This is a genomic window from Methylobacterium sp. AC832 (assembly GCF_979256025.1).
This window is the reverse complement of record NZ_CEEDMV010000001.1, coordinates 662,852-686,861: the sequence shown is the minus strand read 5'-3', so window position 1 is coordinate 686,861 and position 24,010 is coordinate 662,852. Positions and strand designations below refer to the sequence as shown.

Sequence of the window (24,010 nt, the reverse complement as noted above, 5' to 3'; positions counted from 1 at the left end):
TCAGAGGCCCGGTTACCCGAAGCCAGTTCCAACGGATGCCCTCCCATCCGGCCCACTGAGATGCAAGCCATGACAACGCCCGACAACGCGGAAAACGCCGAGATCCCGCCCCGCGCGGGGCTGACACCCGCCGCCGAGCGTGCTTTGGCCGAGGCTGCCGACCGACGCGCGGCCATCGATGCGAAGGCGGCGGAGATATCCGCCGCGCGAGAGCGCCAGGGCCGTGGCGGCCTCGAGCCTGTTCGTTACGACGATTGGGAAGTGAAAGGCATCGCCGTCGATTTTTAAGCGAGGTCTCAGCGCGTGACGTAGACCTGCGTTCCAACGGAGACGCGCCCGTAGAGATCGACCACATCCTGGTTGTACATGCGGATGCAGCCGTAAGATGCGTATGTACCCACCGAGTTCGGGCGGTTGGTGCCGTGAATGGCGTATTCACCGCCGGCAAGCGTCATTGCCGCCGCGCCCATCGGGTTATGCGGCGAGCCGCCGGCGATGACGTCGGGCAGTCGCGGATTGTCGCGCTTCACCTCCCGCGGCGGCGACCAAGCCGGCTCCACATACTTGCCGTCGATGGTGGTGGCGCCGGTCCATTGCTTGCCGGGCTTGCCCACCGCCACCGGATAGCGGATCGCCGTGCCGTCACCGTTGACGAGGTAGAGCCGCCGCTCTGAGGTTCTGACCACGACCGTGCCGGGCATGACCGCTTGATCGAAGGCAACGAGCTCACGGGATGCGGCGGGTGTCGCCGCAAACCCGACACTGAGGATTGTTCCGGCCAGATAAACAGTGAACCCATGACGCGCGAACATTTGGTGTCGTCCTCGAAACCGTGACCGTGAGCTTCACGATAAGCAGCTCTCGAAGTTGCGGTTCCGGTTACCGGAGCGCCCTATCCGGGGGATACGCACGCATATCGCGCCGGGCAGTTAAGCGTGGCCTAGGGTGTTCCGAATAAAAGCGAATGATCCGGGTAGGCTTTCGTTAAGACCGGTAGCTTCATCGCTCCAGCAGCCCGGTCGCCGCCCTGTCCCGCTCCTGCCAGCCATGCCGGACGAGTTCGGGATCCTCGTGCTCCTCCACGGGATAGCCAACGCAGAGATAAGCGACGAGGCGCCACGTCGGAGGAACATCGAGAAGGCGGGTAACCCCGTCCGGCTCGATGATCGAGACCCAGCCCACACCGATCCCATGGGCGCGCGCTGCCAGCCAGAATGTATGCACGGCGGTCACCACCGAGTAGCGCAACATTTCCGGCATGGTGGCGCGGCCGAGCCCGTAGCCGCATTCCGTCGCTTCGTCGCAGAAGACCACAAGATGGATCGGCGCCTCGCGCAAACCCGCAAGCTTCAACCGGTTATAGGCTTCCCGACGCTCCGAATCGTAGGTTTCCGCCGCACTGCCGTTGCAGCGCTCGAAATTATCAACCACCGCCGCCCGCCTGTCAGGATCGGTGACGCGGACGAAGCGCCACGGCTGGCTGTTGCCGACCGATGGACTCAGACAAGCAAGGTTGAGGCATTGGCGCAAGACGGCGTCGTCGACCGGATCGGCCCGAAAGCGGCGCACGTCTCGACGCCAGGCAATCAGGTCGCCAAGCGTCTCGCGAAAGCCGGGGTCGAAACTCGTCACGATCGGACATCTCCTCATTGCGGGCTTATGACCGCTGGACCCTGTTAGCGACCAATGCCGAGATGCACAGGGAGAGAAGTGATTGTGCGCCTGCCGCAGCCAGGGAGGTTTTTAAACCAGAGCACGCCCGCATGGCAGAAAAAAAGGCCGCACTCCGGAGAGGCGGCCTGAAGTCCTTGGGTCTCGAAACCTCTGGAGTGCCGCTTCCGTGGCATCGGCGAGCTCCCGAAAGCTGGGGAGCATGGATATCGGTCACCCGACCGAGCACGGAACCGACGAGGTTCGGCCACAGGTATCATCTTCTATCAAGGCCGACGATGGGCAATAACGCGGCGAAATCGTGATGTTGTGTTGCCCGTCCGTAGCCGGTGCCGCAGCGCACTCGACGGCTGGCTGGGCTTGCGGCCTCGGATCGAGAGGCCCATCATCTGCTCCTCATGGCGTCCGTTGGGTCGCCGAAACCGAGGAGCGAGGATGGACGAGAGGATCGGAGCCGAGCCGCGATCACAGGATTCGTCCAACCGCGTCGTGCCTTTCCCGACGGCCCCGGTTGTACCACAGGTCGCCTTCGACCGCTCCGAGCTCAGGACCCTGTTCAACCTCTACGGCCGCATGGTGTCCGCCGGAGAATGGCGCGACTATGCCCTCGACTTCCGCCGCGACAAGGCAGTGTTCTCGATCTATCGCCGCTCGTCCGAGACGGCTTTGTTCAGGGTCGAGAAGGATCCTAAGCTCGCCCGTCGACAGGGCGCTTACTCGGTGATTTCTGCCGCCGGCATTGTGCTCAAGCGCGGCCATGACCTCGCCCGCGTCCTAGCGGTGCTGGAGAAGCCCTTACGGGTAGTGTGAACCCTGACATCACGGAATGAAGAACGGGATCGTCTCCCATCGGATGGGGGGCCAACCCAACCGGTACGCGATCACGGAATACAGACCGCCGAGTACAACCAAACTGATGATGCCCACGACGATGCCGACACCGAAGCCGGCCCATGCGCCTGTGCCTATCGCGGCGGCAACGCTCGCGCCGACAATGGCGTAAGTCGGCACATCGCTCGGAGGTGGGGTGTCACTCCCCGAACCTCTCACGATCTTCGGCACTACGGGCTTTCCCACAGCAACATCCTCGCCTTGCTGCAGCCAACGCAAAAGGCCCCGGCGTTTCCGCCGAGGCCTTCTCGCTCCGTGTCCCATAAAGCTCGTTTAGCGACGGTCGCCGAGGAGCTGGAGGAGGAACTGGAACATGTTGATGAAGTCCAGGTAGAGGGTCAGAGCGCCGTTCACCGACAGCTTGACCGCGCCTTCGGCATCGGCACCGCTGTAGAGGAACATCTCCTTGAGCTTCTGCGTGTCGTAGGCGGTAAGGCCCGCGAAGATCAGGACGCCGAGAACCGAGATGGCGAACTGAAGCGCGCTGGAAGCAAGGAAGATATTCACGATCGAGGCGATGAAGAGGCCGATCACGCCCATGATCAGGAACGAGCCCATCCCCGAAAGGCTGCGCTTGGTGGTGTAGCCGTAGAGGCTGAGACCGCCGAACGTGGCCGCCGTGATGAAGAAGACCCGAACGACACTGGCGCCCGTGAAGACGAGCAGCAGGGTCGACATCGACGCGCCCATCACCGCCGCGAAGGCGAAGAAGGTCAGTCGAGCGGACGAGGCCGACATCTTGTCCATCCGCATCGTGAAGATGAAGATGAACGCGAGAGGCGCCAGCATGAGGACCCACTTCAGCGGGCTGGTGTAGAGCATCTGGCCGAACGGGGTCAGGGCGAGCTTGCCCGTCGCCGTCTGGGCGGTCGCAGCCATGTTCAGGCCAAGGGCCACGAGGCCCGAGATCCCGAGGCCGATGACCATATTGTTGTAGACGCCGAGCATGAAGGTGCGCAGGCCCTGGTCGACCTCGACCTGCGAGCCGGCATAACCCTGCGGCTGGGCGCCGTAGCGGAAGGGGCTATTATCGAATGCCATGGGAGTTTCCCTTGGAAGCTCTCTCAGCGTGTGATTTGGAACCGAGGCTCACGCACAGGACCTCTGGCACGTGACCGCGCCTTGAGCCGAAATATGTTCCGTCATGCCGCTCCGCACAAGGGGGCGGCCGAGCTTTGTGCGCCCAGAATCATAGCTTCTGAGCGCGATCTTTATTTGCGGCCACGCGGATTAAATCGGGTTCATCATTCACCCGGCACGGTAGAGCTATAGTGACATTTCATAAAGCATGACTTTCGCCGGCTCATTCCCACCGAACTCGCGAGGATAGGCCTATCCTCGCCCGGATCAGAATCGGCGCAGGTAAGGTGCCGGCTTCTGACCGAGGATGCGCCAAGTCCCGGCAAGGCCGAGGAGGATCGCGAACGCCACCGCGAGGGTGGATGCGACGAGGGCGCCCGAGAGGTCGAGGGCGAAGTCGAGCTTCATCACGCGGGTGACGATGGCCCAACCCGCCAGCGTTCCGGCAAGGAGCCCGAACACGGCGGTGGCTAGCCCCAATGCGCCGTATTCCAATGTGTAGGCCAGGAGCAGGCGACCCCGGGTGGCGCCCAGTACCTTCAGCACGACGGCGTCGTACAACCGGGCTCCGTGCCCCGCCGCGATGGCACCCGCGAGAACGAACAGGCTCGCCACTACGGCGACGCCACTGGCGCCACGGATCGCCAGCACCAGCTTGCCGACGATATCGTTGACCGTATCGAGAGCGTCTTTCACCCGCACGCTGGTCACAGACGGGAAGGCGCGTGCAATATCGCGTAGGATCACGGCCTCGGCCTTGGCATCCGGCCCGCCGCCCAGCGTCAAGGTGGCAAGGTCCGAATGCGGCGCGCCCCGGAAGGTACCGGGAGAGAACACCATGACGAAGTTGATGCCGAGGTTGCGCCATTCGACCTTGCGGAGATTGGCGACCGTGGCCGTCAGATTCCGCCCGAGCACGTTCACCGTGACGGTGCCGCCCACGGAGAGACTGAGACTGCGCGCCAATTCCGAGTCGAACGAGACCAGGGGTTTCGCCCCCTCCTCGGCGTTCCACCAAGAGCCCGCAACGAGGTTCGATCCCTCGGGAAGATCCTCGGCATAGGTGATGCCGCGGTCGCCATCGAGCACCCAGGCGGCATCCTCCGGCGGTTTGATCGCGGCTGCCGGAACCCCGTTGATGGCGACGATGCGCCCACGCATCATCGGCACGCGCTCGATCTTGGCGCCCGGCGCGAGTTGGCCGAGTGCCGCGTGGAACCCGTCCGCTTCTGCCGCCGGGATATCGAGGAAGAACAGGTTCGGTGCACGGGCCGGCAAGGAACTTGTCAGCGTCCGGCGAACATTGGCGTCGATCAGGCTCAGCGTCACCAGCAATGTCACGCCGAGGCCCAGGGACAGGACGATGGCGGGGGTGAGGGCACCGGGGCGGTGCAGGTTGGCGAGCGCCATGCGGGGCGCGGCCGAGCGCGGGCGAGGCAGACGCCGCGCCAAAGCCATGAGGCCGAGAGCGACGAGGCGCAGGAGTCCGAAGGCAAGTCCGGCCGCCACGTTGAACATCAAGGCCACCCTGCGGTCGAACGCCGTGGCGAGCGCTAGCGTTACCAGGGTCGCGAGCGCAGCGACGAGGATCAGGCGATAGCGGAGCCGCGTCTTGCGGGTGTCGGGATCGATGACGTCTCGGAACAGGCCGGAGACCGGCACGTCATGGGCGTGGCCGAGAGGAATGATGGCGAAGGCGAGCGCCGTCAGAAGGCCGTAGGCAGCGGCGAGCAGCAATTCCCCTGGTGCTAGGGTCGGGTTCAGCGGCAGCGGAAGCGCATTGTGGAACAGCATGTCGAGGAGGAACGGTAATCCCGCCCCGATCACGAGGCCGAATGCGGTACCGAGGCCGGCGACCAGCATCACCTGCGTCAGGTAGATGGCGACTACTTGTCCGCCCGGCGCGCCGACGCTCTTCAGGGTAGCGATGGAGCCGCGTTTCCTCGCGACGAAAGCGTTCACCGCATTGGCGACGCCGACACCGCCGACGATCAATGCGGTGAGACCGACCAAAGTGAGGAACTGCGTGAAGCGCTCGACGCTCTTGGCAAAGCGCGGATCGGCGTTCGAGCGCGAGCGCATCTCCCAGCCCGCATCCGGTGCCGCCTTGGCGATGGTTGCGATCCGTCGCTCCAGCTCCGCATCGTCGGCTTCGGGCGCCTGGATGCGATAGCTCCAGCGGTTGAGGCTGCCCGGTCGGATCAGACTCGTCGCTTGTAGGGTCGCGGCGGAAACCAGGAGGCGCGGGCCGAAGCCGATGCCGTTGGCGATCTTGTCCGGCTCGGAGACCAGAGTGGCACGTATGGCAATCGGCTTACCGGCGATCTCGATCCTATCGCCGACCTTCAGGTCGAGGCGCGTAAGAAGGAGCGGGTCGGCGACCGCGCCGAATACCCCATCCTTCTCGGCCAGCAGACCGGAGAGCGGCGTGTCGGGGTCGGTCATGAGGTCCCCGGCGGCGGGATAGGCGCCGTCAACGGCCTTCATTTCCACGAGAGCGGCGCCCTTGTCGCCAGCCAGAGCCATGGCGCGCAAGGTCGTCACCACCGAAACATTGCCCTGTGCGTCGAGGACGGCACGCTCGTCCGATGTCGCCTCACGGTTTATGAGGCTGTAGGTCAGGTCGCCGCCGAGGATGCGCTTGCCCTCGCGACCGAGACCATCCGTGAGCGAGCGCGAGATCGAGGCGACACCGGCAATGGCCGCGACGCCCAGCGCGATGCAGGCGAGGAACACCGCGAAACCGGAAAGGCCGCCACGCAATTCACGGAATGCGAGGCGGAGCGTCAGTGGAACGCGGCTCGGTTTCGGAGCGGGCCGAGGCAGGGTGCCGTGCATGGGGTCAGACCTTCCGCCGAACGCGGGAGTTCAGCGGAATCACGCCGCCACCGCCTCATCCACCCGCCCGGAGCGCAGGCGCACGGTGCGGTCGCAGAGCCGGGCGAGGCCGGGATCATGGGTCACAAGGACGAGGGTCGCGCCCCGGTCGCGCTTGAGTGCGAAGAGCAGATCCACGATCTGGCGGCCCGTGGCTTCGTCGAGATTGCCCGTCGGCTCGTCGGCAACGAGGATTGCCGGGTCCGGAGCGATGGCACGGGCGATGGCGACGCGCTGTTGCTCTCCCCCGGAGAGCTGGGCCGGATAGTGATGGAGACGGTGACCGAGGCCGACCGCTTCGAGCTCGGCCTTGGCTCGCTCATGTGCGTCGGCCTTGTCGGCGAGTTCGAGGGGAAGGGCGACGTTCTCCAGGGCCGTCATCGTCGGGACGAGATGGAAGGCCTGGAACACGATGCCGATGCGCCGCCCACGAAACCGCGCCAGGGCATCCTCGTCGAGCGTCCCGAGATCGGTGCCCTCCACGTGGATGCTTCCCGATTCCGCGCGCTCCAGGCCGGCCATCACCATGAGAAGCGTCGACTTGCCGGAGCCCGAGGGGCCGACCAGCCCTACAGCCTCGCCGCGCGCTACTTCGAGGGAGATGCCGCGCAGGACATGCACCCGGGCCGCCCCCCGGCCGAGACTGAGATCGATCTTCGAAAGGGCGATCGCCGGGCTCTGGACCTTGCCGGGTATCAAGGCAGGACCGATCTGTGTGAGATCATCGTCATGAACACCATAGGTCAGGGCTGTGCGCGAATGGGTCTGTGTCATACGTCACGCATCGGCGTCGATATGGTCGGTCAAAGAGCGCCGCGCCAGCACTCGCGCCGGACGGCCCTCGCGATGACGCTCTTTGCCGCACTCGGCGCTGGAACAGGAATCGGCCACGCCGCCTCCCGCCCGCTCAACATCGTGGCCTTCGGCGACAGCCTCACGGCCGGTTATCGCCTGCCCTCGGCAGCGGCCTTCCCCTCAGTGCTGGAACGAGAGTTGAAGGCAAGGGGACGCGAGGTCTCCATCGCCAATGCCGGCGTGTCCGGCGATACCAGCACCGGGGGCCTCGACCGGCTCGACTGGTCCGTTCCGGACGGGACCGATGGGGTGATCCTCGAACTTGGTGCCAACGACATGCTGCGCGGCACCGACCCCGCCGTGACCAAGAAGGCCCTCGACACCATCGTATCGCGCTTGAAGGCCCGCAACATTCCGGTCCTGCTCGCGGGCATGAAGGCCTCGACCAATCTCGGGCCGGATTACGTCGCGCGGTTCGACGCGATTTATCCTGATCTGGCGTCGCGATACGGACTCGTCCTCTACCCGTTCTTCCTCGATGGCATCGTGGGCGACCGGCGCTTCAACCTAGAAGACGGGCTCCATCCCAATGTGAAGGGCGTCGAGACGATCGTGGCCGGCATCCTGCCCACCGTCGAGACCTTCCTCGACAAGCTCGGCACGGCGTCGAAGTAACCCGATGCCCCGCCTGTTCACAGCCATAGAAATCCCGGACGACGCAGCGGAGGCGCTGACGCGCTACCAATGCGGCCTTCGCGGCGCGCGCTGGATCGAGCGCGGTGACCTTCACATCACCCTGCGCTTCCTCGGCGACGTTGAAGAGGATGTAGCCGAGGCGTTTCATGCGGGACTTGTCGACGCGCGCCCGCGCCCATTCATCAACGTGACGCTGTCCGGCCTCGACGCGTTCGGCGGGGACAAACCTCGCGCGATCATCGCCAGCGTAGCGGCTTCACCCGACCTGCTCGACCTGCAAGACGAGCACGAGCGCATCGCCCGGGCAGCCGGAGCTGAGCCGGAACGGCGCAAGTTCACGCCGCACGTCACGCTCGCCCGCCTCAACCGCCGCGACACCCAGGCGGCGGATGTGGCAGGGTACATCGCCGAGGCGGGGCTTTTTGCGACGCTGAGGTTCACCGCAACACGGGTGGCGCTGTTCTCGGCGCGGGAATCGCGAGGCGGAGGACCGTATGTGGTGGAGGCGGCGTATCCGCTAGGATAACGACGCTCATGGGCCGTTTCACAACCGCCGCAGCGCTACGCTCTCGATACGGTGGCTCGCGCCCTTGGCCAGGATCAGGCTCGCTCGTTGGCGCGTCGGCAGGATGTTGTCGCGCAAGTTGGGCAGGTTGATCGTGGTCCAAAGATTGTCGGCGATCTCTAGGGCCTCGGCCTCCGTCACTTCGGCGTATTTCCGGAAATACGAGAGCGGATCCCGGAAGGCGGTCTGGCGCAGGCGCAGGAAGCGGTTGACGTACCAGCGGTGCAGGTCGTCCTCGTGACCGTCGAGATAGATCGAGAAGTCGAAGAAGTCGGAGACGAAGGGGATCGCGGTCCCATCGCGCGGCAGGCGCGCCGGCTGGAGGACGTTGAGGCCTTCCACGATGAGGATGTCGGGGGATTCCACCACCCGTTCCTCGCCCGGCACCACATCGTAGACGAGGTGGGAATAGAGCGGCGCGGCCACGCGTTTCTTGCCGGCCTTGATGTCGGTGAGAAAGCGCAGAAGCGCCGCCGTGTCGTAGCTCTCGGGAAACCCCTTGCGCTCCATCGCGCCCATGCGCTTCAGCTCGGCATTCGGGTGCAGGAACCCGTCCGTGGTGATGAGATCGACCTTCGGAGTATTGGGCCAGCGCGCCAGCAGTGCCTTTAGCACGCGGGCCGTGGTGGATTTCCCCACCGCCACCGATCCGGCGACGCCGATGATGTAGGGGACCTTGGCCTCGTGCTCAGCGAGGAGGAAGCGCTGGGTTGCTTTAAACAGCCCCTGCGTGGCCGCGACGTAAAGCGAGAGAAGACGCGACAAGGGCAAGTAGATCGCCACCACCTCCTCAATGGAGATGGGATCGTTGAGGGATTGCAGGCGGCTGACATCGTCGCTCGTCAGGGTGAGCGGCGTCTCGGCGCGCAATTGGGCCCACTCGTCCCGGGAAAACAGTCGGTAGGGCGACAGTCGCTCCGGGCCGATCCCAGTCACGGGATCCTGGCCCAGCACGAGGCCGCGGCCGAGAGCCGGTTCGCGCCCAATCACGGAGGCCACGGGCCGTTGGGGCTCGACGGTCACGTCTGCCTCCGGGCCGCCTTTTCGGCGATGCCGCTCTGCGCCGTACGACGCTGAAGTTCCGCCATCACCTCCGGCAGGCCGATGCCGCCGGCACGCAGCACAACAAGGAGATGGTAGAGCACATCCGCCGCCTCGCTCACCAAGCCTGCCCGGTCCCCCTGGACCGCAGCGATGGCGGCCTCGACGGCCTCCTCGCCGAGTTTTTTAGCGGGCTTTGCCGGCCCGCCGGCAAGGAGCTTGGCGGTATAGGATTGGTCCGGTGGTGCGGCGGCGCGGTCGGCCACCACGGCCTCCAGGTCGCTCAGAGTGAAATCGGTCATGCGATCCTAGGGACGTTGGCGGGCGGGGCCGCGCGCTCCACGGGCCGGAGCCTGCGGCACGGGGCTGAATTGGGCAAGGGTGGGGTCGAGGGGGCGCATCACGGATCGAGCCGCATGCGCAGGCCGGCCGCCGCCATATGTGCCTTGGCCTCGGCGACGCTGTGCTGGCCGAAATGGAAGATCGATGCGGCGAGAACCGCGCTGGCGCCCCCGTCGCGCACGCCCGCCACGAGGTCGTCGAGGCCGCCGACGCCGCCGGAGGCGATCACCGGCACGGAGACCGCGTCCGAGATCGCCCGGGTCAGGGCGATGTCGTAGCCCGAGCGCATCCCGTCGCGGTCCATGGAGGTGACCAGAAGCTCACCGGCGCCGCGAGCCGCCACGCTGCGGGCGAAGTCGATGGCGTCGAGACCGGTGGGGGTGCGCCCGCCATGGGTGAAGATCTGCCAGGCATCGGGCTCCCCCGGCGCCGAGGTGCGCTTGGCGTCGATGGCGACCACGATGCACTGGCTGCCGAATTTGAGAGCACCACGCTCGACGAAGGACGGATCCTTCACCGCCGCCGTGTTGATGGAGACCTTGTCGGCCCCGGCGAGCAGAAGCGTGCGGATGTCCTCCACCGTGCGTACGCCTCCACCCACGGTGAGCGGCATGAAACAGGCCTCGGCGGTCCGGCTCACCACATCCAGTAGGGTGCCGCGCGCCTCGTGGCTTGCGGTGATGTCGAGGAAGCAGAGTTCGTCCGCGCCGGCCGCGTCATAGGCCTTGGCCGCCTCGACGGGATCGCCGGCATCGCGCAGTTCGAGGAACTGGACGCCTTTAACGACGCGCCCGTCCTTCACGTCGAGGCAGGGGATGATGCGGGTCTTCAACATGGTGGACCTGTCACGCTTGCAGCCGGACTCCGGTCGCAGGCATCGGGCCATGCCCGTCCGGGCACCGTTCCGTCAACTCGATGGTGCGGATCGGCACGATTTTGCAGGATCAACTCTGCAGATTTGAAAGGCGGCCGATCCTGCCGAAACACCCTTTCGTGATCCGCGTCAGCCGGGTTTGGCCTCCCCGCGATGATTCCGGTGGCCCTATCCCCACAGATCGGGTGTCGGAGGATGGATGAGGCTGCCGTCGAAGCGCAGAGCCGGGTCGCGGTCCCGCGCCAGGAGCAGCGGCCCATCGAGATCCACGTAATCGGCATGGTGGGCGAGCAGCATCGCCGGGGCCATGGCGAGCGAGGTGCCGACCATGCAGCCGATCATCAGCGAGAGGCCTCGCGCCTTCGCTTCGTGCGCCAGCATCACTGCTTCGGTGAGGCCACCGGCCTTGTCGAGCTTGATGTTGATGGCATCGTAGCGGTTGGAGAGAGCATCAAGGCCGGCACGGTCGTGCAGGCTTTCGTCGGCGCAAATCGGAATCGGCCGCGGGATCTGGGCGAGAAGGTCGTCCTCCCCTGCCGGGAGCGGCTGCTCGATCAGGCCGACGCCCGCAGCGACGCAGGCGGCGAGGTTCGCCTCGATCGTGTTCGCGCGCCACGCCTCGTTCGCATCGACGATGAGGCGTGAATGCGGTGCGCCGCGACGCACGGCGGCGATGCGCTCGGGGTCGCCCTCACCGCCGAGCTTGACCTTGAGAAGGGGGCGATGGGCAGCCCCCCGGGCGGCCTCCTCCATGCTTTCGGGCGTACCGAGGCTCAACGTGTAGGCGGTGGTGGCGACCTGCGGTGCGCTGAGCCCGGCAATCTCCCAGGCCGGCCGGCCGATCTGCTTGGCCTCGAGATCGAGCAGGGCGCAATCGAGGGCGTTGCGTGCGGCGCCAGCCTTCATTCGCGTGAGCAGGTCCGTGCGGGTGGCACCCGAGGCGATGGCGTCGGCCTGTTCAGAGATCAGTGCGCAGACGCTCTCGGGGGATTCGCCGTAGCGTGGATACGGGACGCATTCGCCGCGCCCCACATGGCCGTCTGCCCCATCGACGATGGTGGCGAGGACCACCACGGCTTCCGTGCGGCTGCCTCGAGCGATGGTGAAAGCGCCAGCGATAGGAAAGCGCTCCACGGCGACGGTGAGGCGGCGGCTCATGCGGCGCTCCCGGCGGGAAATTCCGCGAGCATCCGGTCGATAATGCCGTCGACACCGAAGCGAACCGGATCGGTGGCGGGCAGCCCGTGATCGCGAGTGAGGCCTTGGAGCAGGGTTCGCGCCTCCTCCTCCGGAAGTTTCTGCGTGTTCACGGCGATGCCGACAGGGCAGATGGCGGGATTGGTCAGGCTTCCGAGCTGGATCGTCAGGTCGATCACCTGCTGGATCGAGGGAAGCGAGTGCTTGACCCCGCGCATGGTGGTGCGGCTCGGCTCATGGCAGACCACGAAGGCATCGGCCTGGGCGCCGTGCAGCAGCCCCAGACTCACGCCCGCGAAGGACGGATGGTAGAGCGACCCCTGCCCCTCGATCAGGTCCCAGTGGTCGGGGTCCGCCGCCGGGGCGATCCACTCCACGGCGCCGGAGATGAAATCCGCCACCACCGCGTCGATGGCGACGCCGCGCCCGGAGATGAACACCCCGGTCTGCCCCGTAGCGCGGAAATCTGCATCGAGCCCGCGTTCCCGCATGGCGCGCTCCAGGGCGAGGACCGTGTACTTCTTGCCCACTGAACAATCGGTGCCGACGCTGAGCAGGCGCCGGCCGGGCCGCCTCGTGCCCTTGCCCGTGTCGAAGGTCTCGCTGGTGTGGCGGACATCGTGAAGCTGCCGCCCGTTCCGCTCGGCCGCTTCGGCGATCTCGGGGATCGAACCGAGGCGCACATGCAGGCCACTGGCGATGTCGAGACCGGCATCGAGCGCTGTGACCACCTCGGACACCCAATGCGGGGGCAGCACACCACCCGCATTGGCGACGCCGATCACCATGGTCTTGCAGCCCTTGGCCACGGCGTCGCTCAGGGTAAGATCGGGGATGCCGAGATCGGCGGCACATCCGGGAAGGCGCAGCTGGCCGACGCACCATTCGGGCCGCCAATCGGCGATGCCGTAAGCCGTTTTGGCGGCGAGCGTATCCGGCACGTCGCCGAGGAACATCAGGTAGGGCGTTTCGATCTGCATCGCGCTGGCATCCGTCGCAATCGGGGGCTGTCGACCGTGTCCCGCCGTCTATGCGCGAACCGGGCGGCGCTGCCAAATGTGCGACTGCCGCCAACCCCGCAATCGACGCAGACGGAATTGTGCTTCCACGGTGAAGCCGCCTCGCCTGCAAGGGGAAGCCAAGACGCCGGATCGTTCCGAGGCATTCGGCCTTCTGACGTGCCCGACGTCGCGGCAGAAGGGCAAAGATGATGCAGGATGCCGCCCAAGAGGTAGGGGGAGGAGTATCGCAAGCTTTTGAGAGAGCAACGGACTGATGCGGCGGGTACGATTACGGCCGGTCGTTCTAGGGGCTCGAACGGGCCAGGCCGGATCCCGCCACGCCTGGCTCTCCTGTTTGGCGCAATGCGGCCATCGGGCAGCAAACCGAGTGACCCGACACTCGAGGATACGCGAACAGGGTCATTCATCGAGCGTAGCGATGCCGCTGCGGATGAAGAAGCTCGACACGTCGTCCATCCTCTCGTGCCACGCTCGTAATGAACTACGACAAGATCATCCCTTGCAACCGGCGCCTTTGTCGGGTGTGGTCCGCGCCAGACAAAGGCGAGGGAGATGGGCATGAGGATGTACGGCAACTGGCGCTCGGCCGCCGCCTTCCGGGTCCGTATCGCCCTTAACCTGAAGGGGATTCCCTGCGAGGAGACCTTCATCGACCTTGACGCTGGCGACCAGTACAAGCCGGATTTCCTCGCCATCAATCCGCAGGCGGCAGTACCGGCCTTCTTCGATGGCGACGGCCCTCCCCTGACCCAATCGCTGGCGATCCTCGACTATCTCGAGGACATCCACCCCGAACCGGCCCTGCTGCCGAAGGAGCCGAGGGCGCGGGCACGCGCCCGTTCCCTTGCGCAGGTCGTCGCCTGCGACACCCATCCGCTCTACGTCCCGCGTGTGCGCAACTACCTGATGTCGGCCTACGACATCCCGAAAGACGCCATGATGGGTTTCGTACGGCACTGGTTCGAGACAGGGCTGAAGACGCTCGAGACCCGCCTCGCCCACGAGCCCGGCACCGGTCGCTACGCGCAAGGGGACACGATCAGCCACGCCGATCTGTGCCTCGTGAGCCTCTGGGTCGGCACCGGCATCTTCGGCGTCGAGACAGCTCCCTATCCCACCGTGAAGCGGATCGCAGAGGATTGCCTGTCGCAGGAGGCTTTCGCGAAAGCGCATCCCCTCCGCCAGCCGGGTGCGCCTGCTTAAGACGTAGAGCCGGCCTGCACGACGAAGGCTGCCGTTCAAAAAGATTTTGCCTATAATACCCGAGCGGACAAAAAGGGCGTACGGCCTGCCGCTCAACGCTGAAGACGAGGAACGCATGGTACCGGGCGAAACCGTGGACAACCTGCATCGGATCGTGGTCGTCGGCGGAGGCGCGGCGGGGCTTCAGCTGGCCACCAAGCTCGGCGACACGCTGGGCAGGAAAGGCAAGGCTCACGTCACCCTCGTGGACAAGGCCCGCACTCATATCTGGAAGCCTCTGTTGCACGAGGTCGCCGCTGGCAGCCTCGATGTCGGCCACCATGCGGTGGACTATCTCCACCACGCCCACCGCCATCATTTCCGCTATCGTATCGGCTCGATGACGGGACTCGACCGTGGCGCGCGCACGATCCAGCTCGCCGCGAGCCACGATGCCGAGGGGCGTGAGGTCACGCCCGTCCGCTCGATTCCCTACGATACGCTGGTCCTCGCGGTGGGCTCGACCACCAACGATTTCGGCACGCCGGGGGTGAAGGAGAACGCCATCGCCCTCGACACGCAGGAGCAGGCGGTGCGGTTCCACCAGCGCCTGATCAACGGCATGCTGCGCGCCCATACCCAGGTCGGCCCGGTGCGGGCCGGGCAGCTCCACGTGGTGGTGATCGGAGCCGGCGCCACCGGAACCGAGCTCGCGGCGGAACTTCATCGCACGACCCGTGACGTGGCCTCCACCGGTCTCGACAGGATCGATCCTGCCAAGGATCTGAAGATCACCCTCGTCGAAGCGGCGAACCGGATTCTGCCTGCAGTCCCCGAGCGTCTGTCCGCCGACGTCATGACGCTGTTGAACAAGATCGGTGTCGAGGTCCGCACCCAAGCGCGTGTCACCGAGGTCCGCCCCGATGGGGTTCAGCTCGCCGATGGCGGCTTTATCCCCTCCGAGCTCGTCGTCTGGGCGGCTGGCGTGAAGGCGCCGCCCTTCCTGCAGGAGATCGGCGGCCTGGAGACGACGCGCAACAATCAGCTCGTCGTGACGCCGACGCTCCAGACGACCCGCGACCCCGACATCTTCGCCATGGGCGATTGCGCCTATCTGGTGGAGAAGGGCTCGGATACCCCGATCCCCCCCCGCGCCCAGGCAGCGCACCAGCAGGCGAGCCACCTGATCAAGCAGATTCCGGTCAAGATGGCGGGCGGGACCCTGAAGCCGTTCAAGTATCGCGATTTCGGCTCGTTGGTCTCCCTCGGGGAGTATTCCACGGTCGGCAACCTGATGGGGTTCATTCAGGGAAAGAACCTGTTCATCGCAGGCCTCTTCGCGCGGATGATGTACCGGTCACTCTACAAGATGCACGAGCAGGCCCTGCACGGCACGATCAAGACGGCGCTCGATGCCATGGCTCGCGCGCTGACGCGGCGCACCGAACCACGGGTCAAACTTCACTGAGAACGGCCGGGTTGGCGGGGGGCGCGCCTTGCCCACGGCAGAAACGTGACGAGACACGAGCATGATCGACATCATTCAGGGCCTGCAGCAGCGCAATCCTACCCTTGGCCCCTACGTCCTGGTGCTGCGCTCGGATTCCCGGGCGCGCCATCCTTCGGATCCCGCACGGCTGTGCACCGAGGCCGAGGCCTGGATCGCCGAGAAAGCGCCGGGCGCACGCCTATCGCAGGAGACCGTGCTGATCGCTCCCTATCCGGGCGCGATGCCGACGGAACGCAGCGTCTCGGTGATGGCCTTCAAGGATGCAATGCAATTGGCCGCCTTTGCCACCGCCTGGACGGCAGAGCCGGAACCGGAAGACGAGCCGGTCCCCGCGGACGAATGAGCCTGGCCGGAACGGTCAAGCAGCCTGCAACGTCCTGATCGTTCCGAGCGTACCGTCCCGGACCACGGCGAGGCGGTGGATCAGCGGGCCCAGATCGTCGCCGTTGCGGCAAGCGTTCTCGATCTCTCGACAGAGGTCGGACAGCCCGACGAAGCCGAGCAGCCCGGCGGCGGACACCATGACATGGGCATCGTAGGCGAGTTCCGGCGGATCGATGCCAGATAGGTCGACCGAGTCCGGAGGGGCCCCGAACCGGTCGACGAGTTCATCCGCCAGCATGGACAGAAGCGCGGTGGCTCGCTCCGGCCCCACCATGTCCTTCAACGTGTCGAAGATCTCCCGGTCGAGAATGGGCGGGGAATCCGGCGCACCGAGGATAGCCGAAGAATCGGTCCAGCGGGCGATAGCGGCATAGAGCGCGTCGCGCTTGAATGGCTTGCCGACGTGGTCGTTCATGCCGGCTGCGGTCAAAGCAGCAAGTTGCTGCGGCAGGACATTGGCCGTCATGGCGATGATCGGTACCGTACAGGCGGGCGCAGGCAGAGCGCGGATGAGGCGCGTAGCGGTAAGCCCGTCCATGCCCGGCATCTGCACGTCCATCAGCACAAGATCATAAGCCTTCGGTCCTTCCGCGGCATCCCGGATCGCGGCCACCGCTTCGGCACCGTCGCCCACGACCTCGACGCTGTGGCCCGCGAGTTCGAGGACCGCCCGGGCCAAGGCTTGGTTCACCGGCACATCCTCGGCGACGAGAATCCGTGCCCTTCTCGATGACGCGGACGCCCGGACGGGCTGCATTCCCGCTTCCTCTACAGCGACACCGCTCGCCGCGTCGGCGCGCGGCAGGACGAGAGTGAACCAGAAGGTCGATCCTTGCCCGGGAGTGCTGGTGACACCGATCTCCCCGTCCATCATCGAGACCAGGCGACGGCAGATCGCGAGTCCGAGACCGGTACCGCCGAAGCGGCGGCTGATCGAGGAATCGACTTGGCTGAAGCGCTGGAACAGGCGCTCCTGCTGCTCCGCCGAGATGCCGATGCCGGTATCCACCACCTCGAAGCGCAGGACCGGACCAGCTGCCTCCTCGCCGCATTGGCTGACATTGAGGGTGACGGACCCGGAGAGTGTGAACTTCACCGCGTTATTGAGCAGGTTGAGCAGAACCTGCCTGAGCCGGTTCGCATCGCCCATGGTCCAGGGCGGCAGCGCGGGGTCGAGCCGCGAGAGGATGGTCACGGGGCTCTTGAGCGCACTGCCGCGCACGATCTCCACGGTGTTCTCGATCAGGTCGCGTAACGGGAACGGCAGCAATTCCAGCGTGAACTGCCCCGCCTCGATCTTCGAGAAGTCCAGTACATCGTTGACGATGGTGAGGAGCGCATTGCCCGCCCCCTGGATCAATTCGAGGCGGTGCCTGTCGTCGGACGTCCGGCTCGGCTCCTCCAGCAGGAGGTCGGCATAACCGAGGATACTGTTCAGCGGCGTGCGGATTTCGTGGCTCATAGCAGCGAGGAACTCGCTCTTCGCAGCGCTCGCCCCCTCGGCCCTGGCTGTCGCGGCCTGCAATGCGGCCTCTACGGTCTTTCGTCCGGTGATGTCGAAATGCAGGCCGACCATACGATAGGGCGCGCCAGTTACGTCGTAGAGTACGCGTCCGCAGGTGGAGATCCAGCGCTGCTCGGTTTCCGCGAGGATGCGGTATTCCGCGACGTAGTTGAGCTGGTTCCGGATCGCGTGGGCCGCCTCCTCGCGGACCGCCTGCCTGTCATCGGGATGGACGAGCCGGATCCAGTCCCGGACCGGCATCGCCTGGGCGTCCTCCCCAGGGATGCCGAACAGGCCCAGTGCTTTCTGGCTGAGCGTGATCGCGTCTGTCCGGAGGTCGAGGTCCCAGGTACCGGCATCGGCCGCCGTCTGGGCGATGCGGAGCAGGTCGGACGTCTCCTCCAAGCGCTGACGCGCGGTGATGATGTCGTCGATGTCGAGGGCAGTGCCGAGCCATTCGGCGTCGTCGGGCGCCCGGTCGTCATGGGTCGGGATCGGAATCATCACGATCTTGTGCCAGCGGTAGACGCCGTCGTGGCGGCGCAGGCGTCCCTCCACCATAAAGGTCCGCCCCCGTTTGTGGGCGGTCCGCCAAGCGACCTCCATCCGTTCGGCATCGTCGGGATGGTTGCGCGCCGTACGCTCGGGCCTCTCGGGACCGATAGCGCCATAGAAATCCGTGAAGGCGGGATTCACATAGGTCGCCGTCCCGTCCGGTGGACGCGTCGTCCAGATCAGCGCGGGCAGCGCCTCCGCGAGAGTGCGGTAGCGATCTTCGCTGCGCTGGAGTTCGAGTTCGGCCGCCCGACGCTCGGTGATGTCGCGGGTGATCTCAGCATAGCCAACCACGGACCCTTGTTCGTCGCGGATGGCGTCGATGGCGACACTGGCGAAGAATTGCGAGCCGTCTCGGCGAACCCGCCAGCACTCGAATTTGACCTTCCCTTCATAAGCAGCGGTCGCAAGCGCGATACGCGGGGCCCCCGCTTCGAGCCCCTCCCTCGTGTAGAAGCGCGAGACGTGGCGCCCTATAGCATCCTGGGCGGAATAGCCGGTGATACGCTCCGCTCCGCTGTTCCAGTTGGCGACATGCCCGGTCCGGTCGAGGGTGACGAAGGCGCAATCGCTCACCGCGTCCACGAGACGGCGGAACTGGCTCGTCCGCTCCCGCAGGGCGGCGTCGGAATTCCGGGCGTCCGTCACGTCGATGGCGGTGCCGACCAGACCCACGGTCAGACCCGCCACGTCGCATTCGCAGATGCCACGAACCACCATCGTCCGGATTTCTCCCGTGGGACGAACCATCCTCGCTTCGAAGGCGAAAGCACCTCTTCGCTCCAGCGCATTGGAGATGCTGGACCGAACCAGCTCACGGTCGTCGGGATGATGCAGATCGATGGCCCCGTCGAATGTCGGCGCGGAGGTCGCGGGATCGAGCCCGGCAATTCCGTAGATGCCGGTGGACCAGAAGGTCTGGCCATCGGCGAGCCGAACGCGCCAATGGCCGATCCCGGCAACCTCTTCCGCCATGGCGAGCAGGTGATGCGCGCTGGCGAGTGCGCTCTGGCGCTGCTGCAACTCTTCCCGCTGGTCGGCGATGGTCGCCTGATGGGCCGCGCGTTCCTCGGCCTCGCGGACCAGCCTCACATGGGCGTCCGCGAGGCGAAGATGGGCGGTGACGGTGGCCGCGAGGTCGTGCAGAGCCGCTTCATCCTCCACGCCGAACGGGCGCGGAGTGCTGTGCATGAGACAGAACGAGCCAACGCGGAAACCCGATTCGAGGCACAGTGGCACGCCGGCGTAGAAGACGATGGGATCGGGGCCGGTCACCAGGGGGTTCCCGGCGAAGCGCGGATCGAGGCGCGCATCCGGCACCACGAGCATGTCGCCACCGGCGATGGTGTGATGGCAGAACGATTCGAGGCGCGGCATCTCCTTGCGGCCGAGATCGCATTCCGACTTGATCCACTGCCGGTCGGAGTCGATGAGGGCGACATAGGCCTTCTCGACCCCGAAAAGGCGTTTGGCCGTGCGCGACACCGCCTCGAAATGCTCTTCGGGGGGCGTATCGAGGATACCCAGGCCGTGAAGCGCGGCGACGCGCTCGGCTTCATGAGACGGCGTGATCAAGGATCGGGCCTCGTTGAGCTGCGGCGGCAGCCTTGCGGAGCATCACATGTGCGGGTCGCAAGGATAACGTTCTATGTCTCGCATAAGAATTTCGCACTCCGCCGCCTCACTCTCGACGGCGCACAGCATCATTCCATCGCCGGCGAGACTTCGCTGCCACGGCAATGGACCCAGCGTGAGACTTCAGATGGTCGATCGCTGTTGAGACAGCCAGCGAACGCGGGCCGCCTCGAGCCCCCATACCATTCCAAGCATCATATAGAGGTGACGCCACTTCTCGATATCGATCTGAAATGCCTGGAGGAAGAACATCAGAAGGGCCGGAAACACGATCTGGGCGAGCCCCTGATAGGGCGACGGTTTGAGGCACAGGCGAAACCCGACGAAGATCGATGTCAGGACGATGGAGACGAAAGCGAAACCGCCGAGCCACCCGCCATTCGCGAAACTGCCGATATAAGAATTGTGCGGCTCTAGATCGAAGACCACGCGCCATCTCAGCGGCCCGAAACCGAGGGGGCGATCGATGAGCATCGGGATGCCGCGGCGCTGGTTGCCGAACCGTCCGGTCTCGCCTTCGTCGTAATCCTTCGTGACCTGCGCCCGATCGGTGAATCGCTCCGAGACACCCTCCATCGACAGGAGGCCGCCGATCAGTAGCGCGCCGACGAGGACGGTGAGGGCCGACAACCGGGCGATGCGCCGCCGGACGGCCCGCGACGGAGAGGTTGCCCAGGTGAGGCCGATCGTCAGGCAGATGCCGAGGAGGCACGCTCCCCAGGATCCGCGCGAGAACGAGAGGAAGACGCAGGCCAGCAGGACGAGCAGCGCCATCGCCGACAGGAACATCTCGCGCGTCTCCCCCACCAGCATCCTGCGGATGAGATACAGCACCGACAGAATCAGGAAGGATCCGAGCAGATTGGGGTCCTGGAACACGCCCGAGGCGCGTCCGTCCATCTTGAACAGCACGTCTTCGCCGAGCACGTCGAAATAGCTGAAGATGCCGCAGATCGCGGCGAAGAGGGCTCCCGCGAGGTAAGCCTTGAGGACGAAACCGACCCTGTCGGACGTCTCGTCCGAGAAGAACATCACGAAGAAGATCCCGGTCAACCCGAGATAGACGGCCTGATAGGTCCAATCGACCGAATTGCTCTCGTCGAGATAGGGGATCAGCGCGATGACGATCGCCACCAGATAGATCAGCAGAAGCGCTACGATGACGATCGTCGAACGATAGAACCTGATCCCCAGCAGGAACCACAACGCGATCGTCGGCAATGCCAGAAAATCATAGGGCGACGGCTTCATGAAGGTGAAGCACGTGAAGAAGATGACCAGCGCCAACAAGGCGTGACCGAGGGTATGCAGCGGCCCCGAAGAGACACGGCGAGAATCAGCCGACGTCAGAGTGACGCCAACCTCTTCTGCACTCCATCTCTCGCCTGCCGCCATTTCACCCGTCCAACCCGCCTCAGGATAAGCGCCCGGCCTCAGCATGAGGCAGTCCCGTCAGCGAAGGCTTAAGCAGGCGGCGTTGCGTCCCTCGCATGCTGAGGACCGTCGCCCAAGCGTCAGGCTGTCGCTGTCCTGGGAGGCCGGGGGCGGACCAGGATTCCCTGGATGAAGCGGGTCACCGGCCGTTCCACGAACCGGTGCACGAACACGGCAAAGACACAGCAGGATACGACCGTGAAGGCGAGCGTCGGCCAAGCCCTCGTCGTTTCATCGAAGCCTGCCCATTGCATGGCCTTGCGGATCCCGACGATCACGAAAGGATGGCTCAGATAGAGCGCATACGATGCGTCGCCCAGATGGGCCCCGAGCTTGGAGAGACGGGAAGGCTGCCCCTGACGGCCGAGGACGGCTGCGCAGACGATCAAAGCTGCGGGGAGTCCCCAGCCGAGGACGCGCCAGGCGTCGTTGGGCGTCGTCCAATCGATGGCCTGATGCGACGAGTCGATCGGGTCGGCTATCAGGATGGCGACCCCGCTGACGAGAAAGGCTCCCCGGATCAGTCCCGATAAAACCACACCATGGCGGAGGAGCAGAGCGATCCCCATGCCGAAGACAAATTCGAGAACGATCGGGCGGGTCCAGAAGAACGGGGCGGCGGCACTCGGCTGCAGGACGAATCCCATGAGAACGAGTCCACCGAGCAGGGCCGCCACAGCGATCACCGTCCGACTGCGTCGCAAGCCGATGAAGACCGCGAAGACGACATAGAAAAACATCTCGTAATTCAGCGTCCATCCGAGTTCGAAGACGGGCATTGGAGCCTCATGCCCCGTGGCATAGGCTGGCCAGAAGGCAAAGGATGCGACGATGTTCGGCCAGCCTGGAAAGTCCTTAGTCGTGCCCACGAGCGCGATCACGAGAAACAGGGTGTAGAAGGCCGTGAACATCCAATAGAGCGGGACGATCCGCGCCACTCGCCGCGCCAAAAACTCGACCGATGTACCCTTTCGTCCAAATAGATCTTCGGACGCGTAGACCATGATGAAACCGGAGATGACGAAGAATATATCGACACCAGCACGCCAAGGTAACAGATGAACACGCTCGAATGAACCGCCGATCTTCAACGTCTGCACGAGGGTGTGATGCTGGGCATGGCCGAAAACGACCATGAATGCCGCCAGTCCTCGCAGGATCTGAACGGAAACGATCTGTTTCACAGGGCGCGGCCTCGCCAGCGGCATGATGCCGGTCGCAGCGAATGATGAGTCCGGGCCGGTTAAATCCCGATAAAGCCAGTCGCGGAAAACGGGGTCCGGCGTCGGATTACCCGATCAGCCCCCGCACGAGCGCGCGGAACTGATCGCCCCGATCTTCGAAACTCTTGAACTGGTCGTAGGAGGCACAGGCCGGCGAGAGGAGGACCACCGGCTCCGGCGCCTCTGATCTCGCAGCAGCCTCCGCCGCTTGCTTCGTCGCCACATCCAGGGTGCCGCAGCGCGTATAGGGCACCCTCCCCTCCAGTGTCGCGGCGAAGACGTCGCTCGCTGCGCCGATGAGGTAGGCGTGGGCGACGCGGTCGAACAGAGGCTCCAGCAGGTCGATACCACCCTCTTTCGGCTTGCCACCGAGGATCCAATGAATGTCGCGGAAGGCGGTGAGAGCCTTCTCGGTGGAATCCGCGTTGGTCGCCTTGGAATCGTTGACGAAGAGCACCCGCTCGCGACGGCCGACCTGCTCCATCCGATGCGGCAGGCCGGGAAAAGTCTCCAATGCGGAAACGATCTCGTCACCCGTCACACCGAGGGCCTGGACGACGGCGATGGCGACGGCGGCGTTCTGCCAGTTATGCGCTCCACGAAGCGATCCGATGCCGGATATGTCGGCGATGGCCTCCCCGGAGCGCCCGGCCACGATCCCGTCGCGGACGGTCAGCCCATCCACATCCTGCACCGCGACGCCGATCCGCACGAGCGCCCCCCTATGCCGGTCGGCGATGGCGCGGCTCGGCTCGTCGTCGACCCCGACCACCGCAAGGGCGGAGCCATTGATGAGGCGCGCCTTGATCGCCGCGTAATTCTCCATCGTGCCGTGGCGGTCGAGATGGTCGGGCGTGATGTTGAGGAGCACGCCGATGCTCGGAGCCAGCGACGGCGTCAGGTCGATCTGGAACGAGGACAGTTCGATGACGTGACAGCGCCCCGGCGCCGGTGCCTCCAGTGACAGGATCGCGGTGCCGATATTCCCGCCCATCTGCACGTCACGGCCCGCTTTGGCCAGGATATGAGCGATCAGCGCCGTGGTGGTCGACTTGCCGTTCGTGCCGGTGATGGCGACGAAAGGTGCATCGGGGGCGGTCTTCGCCCGCTCGCGGCAGAACAGCTCGACATCGCCGATAATTTCTATCCCGGCGGCCTCGGCGAGACCGACGCTCCAATGGGGTAAGGGATGGGTCAGCGGTACGCCGGGCGCCAGGATCAAGGCGGCAAAACCCGACCAGTCTGCGCTGCGCAGATCCGCAACGGTGACGCCCTGTTCTCGCGCCTTTGCCTGGCTCTCGGTACTGTCGTCCCAGGCGACGACGCGGGCGCCCCCGGCCTGGAGCGAGACCGCCGTGGCGAGGCCGGAGCCGCCGAGGCCGAACAGGGCGACCGTGCGGCCGGCGAAGGTGGTGGCGGGGGTCATGCGGGTCTCGAACTCGCCAATGCTCTGATCTCTGTCCCCCTCCCTCTACCTCATCCTGAGGTGCCCGCGCGAGCGGGCCTCGAAGGAGGCCTTCAGAGCCCAATGC

Annotated in this window: 22 protein-coding genes; 7 read left to right on the top strand and 15 right to left on the bottom strand. The window is 65.4% G+C overall.

What is annotated here, in order from left to right; translation table 11 throughout:
• Nucleotides 1–69: 69 nt before the first annotated feature.
• The gene (locus tag AC0IXR_RS03220; protein WP_419951938.1) at nucleotides 70–288 is read left to right on the top strand and encodes a DUF1674 domain-containing protein; all 219 of its coding nucleotides are present in this window, start codon (nucleotides 70–72) and stop codon (nucleotides 286–288) included.
• Nucleotides 289–296: 8 nt separating this feature from the next.
• On the opposite strand, the gene AC0IXR_RS03215 is transcribed toward AC0IXR_RS03220, so the two are convergent.
• Nucleotides 297–812 carry a L,D-transpeptidase gene (locus AC0IXR_RS03215; protein WP_056432157.1) on the bottom strand — a complete coding sequence of 172 codons (516 nt, stop codon included), beginning with the start codon at nucleotides 810–812 and terminating at the stop codon, nucleotides 297–299.
• A 187-nt stretch (nucleotides 813–999) separates the two neighbouring features.
• Complete coding sequence (bluB, locus tag AC0IXR_RS03210; RefSeq protein WP_471759729.1) at nucleotides 1,000–1,650, bottom strand: 5,6-dimethylbenzimidazole synthase; 651 nt, start codon at nucleotides 1,648–1,650, stop codon at nucleotides 1,000–1,002.
• Nucleotides 1,651–2,106: 456 nt separating this feature from the next.
• On the opposite strand from bluB, the gene AC0IXR_RS03205 reads away from it, so the two are divergent.
• Nucleotides 2,107–2,481, top strand: coding sequence for a DUF2794 domain-containing protein (locus tag AC0IXR_RS03205; protein WP_056432152.1), 375 nt, complete (start codon nucleotides 2,107–2,109; stop codon nucleotides 2,479–2,481).
• Nucleotides 2,482–2,490: 9 nt separating this feature from the next.
• On the opposite strand, the gene AC0IXR_RS03200 is transcribed toward AC0IXR_RS03205, so the two are convergent.
• From AC0IXR_RS03200 to AC0IXR_RS03185, 4 genes are all read right to left on the bottom strand, one after another.
• Nucleotides 2,491–2,733 (bottom strand): hypothetical protein, encoded by a 243-nt coding sequence (locus AC0IXR_RS03200; RefSeq protein ID WP_461235374.1) that lies wholly within the window; start codon nucleotides 2,731–2,733, stop codon nucleotides 2,491–2,493.
• Nucleotides 2,734–2,835: 102 nt separating this feature from the next.
• A complete protein-coding gene (locus AC0IXR_RS03195) occupies nucleotides 2,836–3,603 on the bottom strand; it encodes a Bax inhibitor-1/YccA family protein (protein WP_471759728.1) in 768 nt (255 codons plus the stop codon).
• A gap of 306 nt (nucleotides 3,604–3,909) precedes the next feature.
• Nucleotides 3,910–6,480: an ABC transporter permease gene (locus AC0IXR_RS03190; RefSeq protein ID WP_471759727.1), complete on the bottom strand. Its 2,571-nt coding sequence runs from the start codon at nucleotides 6,478–6,480 to the stop codon at nucleotides 3,910–3,912.
• 39 nt (nucleotides 6,481–6,519) lie between these two features.
• A complete protein-coding gene (locus tag AC0IXR_RS03185) occupies nucleotides 6,520–7,293 on the bottom strand; it encodes an ABC transporter ATP-binding protein (RefSeq protein ID WP_244477881.1) in 774 nt (257 codons plus the stop codon).
• 72 nt (nucleotides 7,294–7,365) lie between these two features.
• Here AC0IXR_RS03185 and AC0IXR_RS03180 point away from each other — a divergent pair, with 72 nt between their 5' ends.
• Together AC0IXR_RS03180 and thpR are read left to right on the top strand one after the other, a co-directional pair.
• Nucleotides 7,366–7,989, top strand: coding sequence for an arylesterase (locus tag AC0IXR_RS03180; RefSeq protein ID WP_056432459.1), 624 nt, complete (start codon nucleotides 7,366–7,368; stop codon nucleotides 7,987–7,989).
• Nucleotides 7,990–7,993: 4 nt separating this feature from the next.
• Nucleotides 7,994–8,536: an RNA 2',3'-cyclic phosphodiesterase gene (gene thpR / locus AC0IXR_RS03175; protein WP_056432141.1), complete on the top strand. Its 543-nt coding sequence runs from the start codon at nucleotides 7,994–7,996 to the stop codon at nucleotides 8,534–8,536.
• Nucleotides 8,537–8,554: 18 nt separating this feature from the next.
• On the opposite strand, the gene coaA is transcribed toward thpR, so the two are convergent.
• The 5 genes from coaA to dgcN all read right to left on the bottom strand — a co-directional run bounded on the left by coaA (nucleotide 8,555) and on the right by dgcN (nucleotide 13,009).
• The gene (coaA, locus tag AC0IXR_RS03170; protein WP_056432456.1) at nucleotides 8,555–9,529 is read right to left on the bottom strand and encodes a type I pantothenate kinase; all 975 of its coding nucleotides are present in this window, start codon (nucleotides 9,527–9,529) and stop codon (nucleotides 8,555–8,557) included.
• Between the two features lie 65 nt (nucleotides 9,530–9,594).
• Nucleotides 9,595–9,918, bottom strand: a complete 324-nt coding sequence (locus AC0IXR_RS03165; protein ID WP_056432137.1) for a phosphoribosyl-ATP diphosphatase — start codon at nucleotides 9,916–9,918, stop codon at nucleotides 9,595–9,597.
• A 98-nt stretch (nucleotides 9,919–10,016) separates the two neighbouring features.
• A complete protein-coding gene (gene hisF / locus AC0IXR_RS03160; RefSeq protein WP_471759726.1) occupies nucleotides 10,017–10,793 on the bottom strand; it encodes an imidazole glycerol phosphate synthase subunit HisF in 777 nt (258 codons plus the stop codon).
• 207 nt (nucleotides 10,794–11,000) lie between these two features.
• A complete protein-coding gene (dgcA, locus tag AC0IXR_RS03155) occupies nucleotides 11,001–11,990 on the bottom strand; it encodes an N-acetyl-D-Glu racemase DgcA (protein WP_056432132.1) in 990 nt (329 codons plus the stop codon).
• Complete coding sequence (dgcN, locus tag AC0IXR_RS03150; RefSeq protein ID WP_471759725.1) at nucleotides 11,987–13,009, bottom strand: N-acetyltransferase DgcN; 1,023 nt, start codon at nucleotides 13,007–13,009, stop codon at nucleotides 11,987–11,989. Before dgcN ends, dgcA begins: the two co-directional genes overlap by 4 nt.
• Nucleotides 13,010–13,609: 600 nt before the next feature.
• Between dgcN and maiA the strand changes: the two genes are divergently transcribed.
• From maiA to AC0IXR_RS03135, 3 genes are all read left to right on the top strand, one after another.
• The gene (gene maiA, locus AC0IXR_RS03145; protein WP_471759724.1) at nucleotides 13,610–14,254 is read left to right on the top strand and encodes a maleylacetoacetate isomerase; all 645 of its coding nucleotides are present in this window, start codon (nucleotides 13,610–13,612) and stop codon (nucleotides 14,252–14,254) included.
• Between the two features lie 115 nt (nucleotides 14,255–14,369).
• Nucleotides 14,370–15,701, top strand: coding sequence for an NAD(P)/FAD-dependent oxidoreductase (locus AC0IXR_RS03140; RefSeq protein WP_056432125.1), 1,332 nt, complete (start codon nucleotides 14,370–14,372; stop codon nucleotides 15,699–15,701).
• A gap of 61 nt (nucleotides 15,702–15,762) precedes the next feature.
• Nucleotides 15,763–16,086 (top strand): hypothetical protein, encoded by a 324-nt coding sequence (locus tag AC0IXR_RS03135; RefSeq protein ID WP_207410295.1) that lies wholly within the window; start codon nucleotides 15,763–15,765, stop codon nucleotides 16,084–16,086.
• 15 nt (nucleotides 16,087–16,101) lie between these two features.
• On the opposite strand, the gene AC0IXR_RS03130 is transcribed toward AC0IXR_RS03135, so the two are convergent.
• The 4 genes from AC0IXR_RS03130 to murD all read right to left on the bottom strand — a co-directional run bounded on the left by AC0IXR_RS03130 (nucleotide 16,102) and on the right by murD (nucleotide 23,904).
• Complete coding sequence (locus tag AC0IXR_RS03130) at nucleotides 16,102–19,761, bottom strand: PAS domain S-box protein (protein WP_471759723.1); 3,660 nt, start codon at nucleotides 19,759–19,761, stop codon at nucleotides 16,102–16,104.
• 183 nt (nucleotides 19,762–19,944) lie between these two features.
• Nucleotides 19,945–21,108 carry an O-antigen ligase family protein gene (locus tag AC0IXR_RS03125; protein ID WP_246747710.1) on the bottom strand — a complete coding sequence of 388 codons (1,164 nt, stop codon included), beginning with the start codon at nucleotides 21,106–21,108 and terminating at the stop codon, nucleotides 19,945–19,947.
• 227 nt (nucleotides 21,109–21,335) lie between these two features.
• On the bottom strand, nucleotides 21,336–22,439 hold the full coding sequence (locus AC0IXR_RS03120; protein ID WP_471759722.1) for an acyltransferase family protein: 1,104 nt from the start codon (nucleotides 22,437–22,439) through the stop codon (nucleotides 21,336–21,338).
• A gap of 106 nt (nucleotides 22,440–22,545) precedes the next feature.
• Nucleotides 22,546–23,904 carry a UDP-N-acetylmuramoyl-L-alanine--D-glutamate ligase gene (gene murD, locus AC0IXR_RS03115; RefSeq protein WP_471759721.1) on the bottom strand — a complete coding sequence of 453 codons (1,359 nt, stop codon included), beginning with the start codon at nucleotides 23,902–23,904 and terminating at the stop codon, nucleotides 22,546–22,548.
• Nucleotides 23,905–24,010: the final 106 nt, after the last annotated feature.